The sequence below is a fragment of the Corallococcus sp. AB032C genome, from assembly GCF_003668935.1.
Taxonomy (GTDB): domain Bacteria; phylum Myxococcota; class Myxococcia; order Myxococcales; family Myxococcaceae; genus Corallococcus; species Corallococcus exiguus.
Genome location: NZ_RAWP01000195.1, coordinates 1 through 8,046, shown reverse-complemented (window position 1 = coordinate 8,046; position 8,046 = coordinate 1). Strand labels below are relative to the sequence as shown.

The window sequence follows — 8,046 nt, the reverse complement described above, 5'->3', positions numbered from 1 at the left end:
CCGCCCACCCGCGCCGCCACCGCCGCGCCGTAGACGCCGTAGGCCCCGAACACGAGCCACCCGGGGTACGGCGCGTGCGTGGCCACGATGCGGCCCAGCTCCGCGCGGGCCTCGGGCAGACGCATGCGACCTTCGGCGATGGCGTCCGCCAGACGCAGGAGCGCCGCGGCCCGGCCCAGGTTCCAGTGCGGGTTGAAGGGCAGCCTCTCGAAGGTCACGAGCGGGCGCCGCGATGACACCACCTCCGTCATCGCCAGGCTCTGGAGCGTGAAGACCTCCACGCCCAGCCCCCACGCCTTCGCCGCCTGGCGCACGCGCGCCTCCACCAGCAGCGACGGCTGGTAGGCCAGGTGCAGCGCCTTCGCCAGGTCCAGCAGGAAGGCGGAGGCCGCCGCCTCGTCCACCGGGCCGTCGTGCTCCCGCGTCATGGAGCGTCCGCCTTGGGGACTTCCTCCACGCTGCCCTTGCCGCTGGTGGCCTGCGTGTCCTTGAACGAGAAGCTTGCGCCGATCAGCAGCGTGGCCTGGAAGTAGCGGACGTCCTGGGTGCGCATGGGGGCGGACAGGCCCAGTTGCTGGAACGTCTCCGCGAGGCGGTCGGTCTGCTTGCTTCCCCACGCCAGGTTGCCGCCCAGCGTGAAGCGCGAGCGGCCCAGCAAGAAGTGGATGCCCGAGGCGACGTGGTACAGGTCCCAGCCGCCGAGCAGCGCGTTCGTCCCCGGCGTCGAATCCAACGCGCTGAAGTCCGTGTGACCGCTCAGATACACCCGCACCCGCTCCCCCAGCGCCTGCTCCACGCCCAGCGCCCCGTTCAGCACGGGCTTGAGCGCGAAGGCGTAGTCGCCGTTGATGGACTCGGTGGTGCCGCGCGGCACGATGGGCGCGGCGTCCACCAGGGTGAGGGACGAGACGCGCGCGTAGCCCTCCAGGGACGCGTACACCGCGGTCGACTCGCCGAAGCTCCGGCTGACCCCGAACGCCGCGGACCAGGAGTTGCGGAAGTGCGCCGGCAGGTCCTCCTGGAAGTTGAACACGGGCGCGGGCGCGTTCGTGTCCACCCCCTGGGATTGGACGGCGCGCTCGTACCCCACCGAGCCCCGGCCCCAGAGCGCCAGGCTCGGCGTCGTCACGGCGAGCCCCACGGCCCAGGGGCCTTGCTGGTAGCTGGCGCCCACCTTCAACAACACCCGGACGTGGTCGAACTCCAGGTCGCGGCCCAGGGTCGCCAGCAGCTGCTGGCCGGCGGCACCGGAGCCCTGCGCCAGCGTCTGGAAGCGCAGCTCCTGACGCCGGGTCGCGACGAACGGCGTCAGCCCCAGGCCCAGGTGCTCCGTGACGGGGTAGGCCCAGGAGAGGCCCGTCCAGAACTCACTCACGGTCTGGTCCAGGCGCACGTCCGTGGACAGCATGTCCAGGCCCTGCACGCCAGCCAGGTCCGTGCCCAGCCGCGTGCCTCGCGACTGCAGGCTGTAGGAGAAGCCCTGGCGCGTGAGCAACGAGTAGGCCATCCGGGACTTCCCCAGGAACCCGAAGCGCAGCGAGCCGGCGATCAACGACGGCAGCACGTCCACGTTGGAGTCGGTCAGGTCCTGCCCCACGCCCTGCCCGTCCTTCACGTTCACGCGCACGTATTCCCACACGCTGCCGGTCAGCTCCAGCTCCGGCGCGCCCAGGAGCGCGAGGGCGCCGGGGTTGTAATAGACGGCGCTGATGTCGTTCGGGTTGCCCACGAAGGCGCCTCCCAACAGCCACGCCCGGTTGCCGAACTGCCGCGTGGTGTAGTGCGCGTCCTGCGCCAGCGCCGTCACGGACATCAGCAGTCCCAGCGCCGCGCCCGCGACCGTGACACCCCGGGCCCTGGATTGGATTGGCGTCATGGCGTCAGTGCACCTGTGGCGAGGAGACGGGCTCGCCGCCCACGGCGGTCCGCGCGTCGTCTCGCGATTCGAGGTAGGCGCGAACGGCCGCGCCCACGGTGGGAAAGAGCCGGTCCTCGCCAATCCGCGCGGCCAGCCCCGAGCGCTTCAGCGTCCGGCGCATCGGCGCGCGCGCCTGGGCCACGGCGAAGACGATGCCTTCGTCCGTGAGCTCGTGGCGCACCTTCTCCAGGCTCTCCGCGGCGGTGATGTCCAGGTCGAACACGGAGGACGCGTCCAGCACGAACCACTGCACCGGGAGGCGCGAGTCAGCCACCAACTGGCGTACCTGTTCGCGCAGGAAGCGGGCGTTGGCGAAGAAGAGGGGCGCGTCGAAGCGGTAGACGACGAGGCCGGGAATCGTCTCCGCGTCCGCGTGGCCCTCCACGTCGTGCCAGCCGGGCATGCCCTCGCGCTCGCCCAGCACGGCGTCGTGCGGGTGCGCCGCGCGGCGGATGAGGTCCACCAGGGACAGGGCCACCGCGATGAGGATGCCCTGGAGGATGCCCAGGAAGAGCACGCCCAGCGTCGTCACCACCGCGAGCACCGCCTCCACCGGCCGCACGCGCCACAGCCGGAGGACGGGCTTCACCTCCAGCAGGTACACCGCCGCGACGATGACGATGGCTCCCAGCGTCACCACCGGCAGCTTCGCCAGCAGCGGCGTGAGGAACAGCGAGAACACCAGCACCACGACAGCCGCGCCCACGCCGACGAGCTGCGTGCGTCCCTTCATGGACGCGTTGACCGCCGTGCGCGAGTCGCTGCCCGACACGGGGAAGCCCTGCGTGAGGCCGTTGAGCAGGTTGGCCGCCGCCTGGCCGAAGAACTCCTGATGGGCGTCCAGCCGGTAGCCGAAGCGGTCAGCGTAGATGCGGCCCGTGAGCACGGAGCTGGCGTAGTTCACCAGCGCGAGGCTGAAGGCCGCCGGAAGGAGCGTGCGCACGTCCTCGAAGCGCCACGAGGGCAGGCCGAAGGCGGGCGCCCCCGCGGCGATGGGCCCCACCACCTTCACGCCGCCGTGCTCCAGTTGGAACGCCCAGGTCACCCACGTGGTGAGCACCACCATCACCAGCGGCGCGGGCCAGCGCGGCAGGAAGCGGCGCATGGACACCAGCGCCGCGACGATGCCCAGCCCCAACAGCAGCGTGGGCACGTGCGTTCGGCCCACGTTCGCCGCCACCTCGTGCAGCTGCCCCGCGAACGCGTTCGACCTGCGCTCCAGCCCGAACATCCGGGCCAGCTGGCTGCCGATGATGATGAGCGCCGCGCCGTTGATGTAGCCGATGAGGATGGGCCGCGACAGGAAGTCCGCCAGCGCCCCCGCGCGGCACAGCCCGCCCAGCAGGCTCACGACGCCCACCATCAAAGCGAGGAGCGCCGCCAGGGACGCCAGCCGCTCCGGTCCTCCGCCCGCGACCAGCGGGCCCAGCGCCGTCGCGGTGAGGATGGCCGCGCCCGCCTCCGGCCCCAGCAGCAGGTGGCGCGACGGACCGAACAGCGCGTAGGCCAGCATCGCGAAGACGCCCGCGTACAACCCCGCCACGGGGCGCACGCCGGCGATCTGCGCGTAGGCCATGCCCTGGGGGATGAGCATCGCGCCCACGGTGAGCGCGGCCAGGACGTCCGCGCGCAGCCACCGCCGCTCGTAGGTCCGCGCCTGCTCGACGCCCGGGAGGAGCCGGCTCAGGACATGGACGGCCGTGACCGCGGTGCGCTTCATGGCCCTTCCCCCGTGCGCCTGGCCTCCTGGACGCAAGGAAGGGTGGAGGCCCTCGGGCCCCACGGCATCACCCACCGGGGTGCGTTGCGCGCATCGGCTTCACGACACGGAAGGGCTCACGTGCCCGTGGAGGCCCGCCTGCCCGACGGCAGTGACGGCCCACCGCCGCGCTCGGACGCCTGGTGGCGCTGGTTCCAGACCAGGTACGGCATCATGGCCACGGTGCGGATCAAGAGGTACAGCCCCATGACGCCCAGCAGGCTCTTCATGGGATAGGTGCTGCCGCCCAGGCAGAAGGCGAACGCGGGGTTGCCGAAGACGGCGGAGATGGCCAGCGCCGTGCGGTCCCCAGGCCGGGGCCGGCCGGCCACGTGTCCCAGGGCCGTGGCCCCCAGCGTCACCACGACCATGGCGGCGATCGCCCAGAAGTGGAGGTGCTTCAACAGCGGGAAGCTGGCGACGACCAGCGCCAGCGCGGCCACGGACAGGGCGACGTTGAAGTAGAGCTTCACCGGCTTGCGCAGCCGGTGCGCCCAGCCGGGCGCCACCTTCTGGAAACCGATGCCGAGCGCGAAGGGCACGAGGAACGGGAGGATGACCCTGCCCAGGAGCACGCCGTACGGCGGCGACTGGATGGCCACGGGGAACAGTCGCTCCAGCAGCTTCAGGGACAGCGGCATCAGCACGATGGCGACGAGCGAGAGGGTGATGGACAGCGCCAGGGACAGCGCCAGGTTGCCCTTCTGCTTCGACACGACGTTGAGCGCCATGGGCAGCCCGGGGCAGAACGCCATCAGCGCGATGACGCCCGCGGCGACGGGGCCAACGGGCAGCACCTTCACCACGATGAGGGACAGCAGCGGTACGCCGACGAGGCATACCCCCAGTCCCCGTGCGAACACCGGATGACGCACGCCCTGGCCCAGGTCCGCCAGGCGCCACGACAGCCCCTGCGACAAACCGAGCGCGACGATGAAGGTCGAGATCATCAACCCGATGAAGGCGTGCAAGGCGTCCATTACCGTCCCTCCTGCGGGAAGATGCGCTTCCAGTCCCGGCGCATGCTGACCACGGTCCAGCCACCCTCGCGCGCGGCCTTCAGTGACGCGCCGTTCTTCTCCTGGTAGGCGAACTCGCGCTCCGCGTCGTCGTGGTTGATGAGCAACGAGAAGCCGGGGCGTGGCTGCTCCTTCGTGTACTGGAGCATCTGGATGTCGCCGCCCGTTCGGACGTTGCCTGCCGCGAACACGGGCCGCCGCCCGATGTGCTGCTCGATTCCCACCGGCTTGCCGGCCTTGTCGTTGAGGTGGTCCAGGCGGGCCTCGCGCCGCAGCACCGGGTGACCGTTCCCCTCGTCGAACTTCTCTTTCAGGCTGCTGCCGATGACCTGCTGGGGCGGGATGCCGTAGGTGTCCTCGGAGACGACGCGCATGAAGTCGGTGCCGCCGCCCGAGGAGATCCACGTCTGGAAGCCGTTGGCGCGCAGGTACTGGAGCAACTCCAGCATGGGTGCGTAGGCGAGCTGCGTGTAGGGCACGCCCAGCTTCGGGTGGCGCGCGGTCTGGAAGAAGGCGCGGGCCTCGCGGGCGAACTCCTCCTGTGTCTTGCCCGCGTGGGTGGCGGCGAACAGCTCCATCAACTGGGGCTCGTCCATGGTGGACAGCAGGGCCACGTCCCCTTCCAGCACAGCCTTGAAGGGCTGCCGCTTCGCGAGCGACGCGTCCTCCTTCACGGCCGCCTTGACCTGCTCCAGCAGGAAGGCGCCCTGCACGACGGGCTGCTCCTGCCAGAGCGTGCCGTCGTTGTCGAAGGTGGCGATGCGCTCCTCTGGAGGGATGTAGCCGGGGCCGCCCTCGGTGGTGGCGCGGGTGACGAAGTCGCGGATGGACTGCTTCACCGGGCCGTCATTCCAGGACGGCAGCGGATCCGCCGCCAGTGCCTGGAGGGGGATGGCGACCAGCAGCGCCAGCGCCCACGGCAGGCAGGCCGGGCCCTTCCACGTGCGTCGCATCAAGGTCGCCTCCTGTCCGGTGCAATCCCAGACATGAGGTTGGGAACGCGGGAGTCACTCCACAACGCGGCGTGGAGGGCGCGAGAGGAGGGCCCGCTGAGCCCGGCCGTCCGTGAGGAGGCGACGTCTGGCGAAGGGGGAAACGGCGCGGCACAGGCCCCCCATGAGTCCAAGCAGCAAGCAGCGCGTTCGGACTCCCGCCATCAAGTCCTCCCCCTGCCTGTGCCGCGCCCGGGGATGAAGCTGGTGAGGAAGTGGAGGAGGTCGCCACGGAACGCGAGTCGCACGGGGATGTCCGCTGACGCGGGACCGTGCCTGCTGTCACGCGGGTCTCCAGGCCCGACAGCGTGTCATCCAGTTCGGTGGTGCGCAGCGCCGCCATGGAGAGCGCGGTGGAGGCGAAGGCAAGGAAGAGGTCCGTGCCCCGAGGCCCCCGGCCATGGGCGAGCTGTTCGCGGACGGCCACGATGGCGGGCTGATTCGTGGGCGCCACGGTGACGCAGCGGTCCGCCGTCATCCACGCGCGCAGCTGCCGCGGTGACGACACGTTCGTGGGAGCGGAGTCCGGATTCAGCAGGAGCAGGACGAGCTCGTTCTCGTTGAGCACGTCGATGCGCACGCGGCCCGTGTCGGCCAGGAGCGGCTCGCGCACCCGGGGAGGCAGGTGGAAGACGGCCTCCAGCACGCGGGGCAGGTCCGGAGGCAGGTGGACCCAGCGCATGCCCTCCGAAGCCCGCCAGTTCCGCGTCTCCTCCAGGGTGAGCGAGCGTGCACCTCCGCTGCCATCCAGGAGCAGCGCGAAGGCGTTCTCGAACCCGTCCATGGAAGGAAGGTGGCGAGGGAGTGGACAGGGACCAAGGTCCCGGGCAACGCATCAGCCTGGCGCCTGCTCACCCTGGGTCGAGATTCCAGGTGCCTTCGGCCCAGCGTTGAAGATTCAAGGTGGCACCAATGGCCGCCAGGCCTCCTTCCGCCGCGATGACTTCCAGCACCGCCTTCGACTCCTCCGTGCGATAGCGCAACAGGAACGATGCCGCCAGGCCTCGCACGTCCGCGCGGGGATGCTTCAACAGGACAGAGAGCGCCTCCCGGCCGGTATCTCCCTGCGCGAGCAGCGCATCCAAGGCAGCTCCGTACTTCCGGGCGTGCTTGTTGCCCTTCCTGGAGTCACCATCCCGGATGCAGTCGCCCTGCGCGGCGACATGGTGCGCGAACTGCTCGACGAGTTCCTTCAGCTCCATCACCATGCTCCCTTTGAGACCTGCTCCAAGACCAGCAGCCCAAAGCGGCGCTGCTCCTCGAAGGACTGGGTGCTCAGCCATTGACGCACCGTTATCGTGGAGGACCGGGTCAGGTCGCGGCGGATGGCAGAGAAGATACCGCTGATGCGCGCATGCATCCGCGCATCCAATCGGATGACGTTGTCCGTGTTGTGCAGCGCTTGCGGACCGAACCGCTCCACGTTCCCCGGCGTCTGCTCGACGATGTGATACCACTGCTTGCCGGCGCCCGCGGGCCCCATGGCCTGTTTAAAGCCACTGAACGAGCCATCGCCATCCAGGATGGGCGTCTCCGCCAACAGCCGCAGACAATCTCCCTGTCGCTGCGTGCGCTCACACCACCGCAGGTACTCACGGGTGAGGCCTCCCACGCTTCCGGAGTCGAGGACCTCCAGTTGCTCGCCAGCCCCCAACGGGGTGATGCGCCGCTCACGCAGCTCGAAGCGGCAGGCGCCACTGCGAGCTTCCATCTGGAACAGCTCACGAGCGGCTTGCTGCGGACGGGAAGAAGGCCGGACGCGCCGGGCGCTGTCTTTGAGTGAAGCCCCAGCTTCGTCCAGTTCCACCACACGGGCGTCCTGGCGTGGAACGAAGGTGGCCTTCCGACCCGCGCCCATGTCCAACGTCACCACCGGCCGGACACCGCTACAGCCGGACAGCAAGACCAGCAGAAAGACCCACCACCCACGTGCAAGCATTCGGAGCCCTCTCCCGAATGCGTAGCCTGAACCGGGCAAGGGCGGAATGCGTGTCCTCTTGCGAGTGGAAGAGCGGCACGAACCTCACGCGTGGCGCCAACGAGACGACAGCACTGTCAGCGCGATGAGCGCACCGCCCGCACCAGCAAGCACCCTCAGGGGCCGTCGTAGCTGCTCCCCCAGGGCCTCCAGTGCTCCGGCCGTGACCTCCCGGCTCGTGCGCCGCACCAGGTCCTGATTGCATGGCGCCTCTCGCCAGCGGAGCTCCTCCTGCGCGAGCGCGCTCCCTGCCCCCCGGACGGTGGCCGCCGCGGTGCGCTCGGCGAGCGTCGCCAGGGATGCGCCCAGCGCTTCCCCGGAGGCCAACGGATTCGTCGCCAGCTCCTCGTGGAGGCCCGCCGCCAGCCCCCGCACCAACC

The 8,046-nt window shown here is 70.3% G+C and carries 8 protein-coding genes and 1 pseudogene; all 9 read right to left on the bottom strand.

Annotated elements, in window-relative coordinates:
• On the bottom strand, positions 1–428 hold a 428-nt coding region (locus D7X99_RS40745; RefSeq protein WP_147476409.1), incomplete at its 3' end, for a threonine/serine exporter family protein.
• Positions 425–1,876, bottom strand: coding sequence for a hypothetical protein (locus D7X99_RS40740; RefSeq protein WP_147476408.1), 1,452 nt, complete (start codon positions 1,874–1,876; stop codon positions 425–427). The genes D7X99_RS40740 and D7X99_RS40745, both read right to left, overlap by 4 nt.
• A gap of 4 nt (positions 1,877–1,880) precedes the next feature.
• The gene (locus D7X99_RS40735; RefSeq protein ID WP_121782438.1) at positions 1,881–3,638 is read right to left on the bottom strand and encodes a SulP family inorganic anion transporter; all 1,758 of its coding nucleotides are present in this window, start codon (positions 3,636–3,638) and stop codon (positions 1,881–1,883) included.
• A gap of 116 nt (positions 3,639–3,754) precedes the next feature.
• Positions 3,755–4,657 carry a bile acid:sodium symporter family protein gene (locus tag D7X99_RS40730; RefSeq protein ID WP_121782437.1) on the bottom strand — a complete coding sequence of 301 codons (903 nt, stop codon included), beginning with the start codon at positions 4,655–4,657 and terminating at the stop codon, positions 3,755–3,757.
• Positions 4,657–5,649, bottom strand: coding sequence for an HAD family phosphatase (locus D7X99_RS40725; RefSeq protein WP_121782436.1), 993 nt, complete (start codon positions 5,647–5,649; stop codon positions 4,657–4,659). The genes D7X99_RS40730 and D7X99_RS40725 overlap by 1 nt, the downstream gene beginning before the upstream one ends.
• Positions 5,543–6,472, bottom strand: coding sequence for a CorA family divalent cation transporter (locus D7X99_RS40720; protein ID WP_121782435.1), 930 nt, complete (start codon positions 6,470–6,472; stop codon positions 5,543–5,545). The genes D7X99_RS40725 and D7X99_RS40720 overlap by 107 nt, the downstream gene beginning before the upstream one ends.
• A gap of 67 nt (positions 6,473–6,539) precedes the next feature.
• Positions 6,540–6,890: a DUF2019 domain-containing protein gene (locus D7X99_RS40715; RefSeq protein ID WP_121782434.1), complete on the bottom strand. Its 351-nt coding sequence runs from the start codon at positions 6,888–6,890 to the stop codon at positions 6,540–6,542.
• A complete protein-coding gene (locus D7X99_RS40710; RefSeq protein ID WP_233614171.1) occupies positions 6,890–7,399 on the bottom strand; it encodes a hypothetical protein in 510 nt (169 codons plus the stop codon). The genes D7X99_RS40715 and D7X99_RS40710 overlap by 1 nt, the downstream gene beginning before the upstream one ends.
• A 312-nt stretch (positions 7,400–7,711) precedes the next feature.
• Positions 7,712–8,046: pseudogene (locus tag D7X99_RS40705) on the bottom strand (hypothetical protein); the annotation flags it as partial.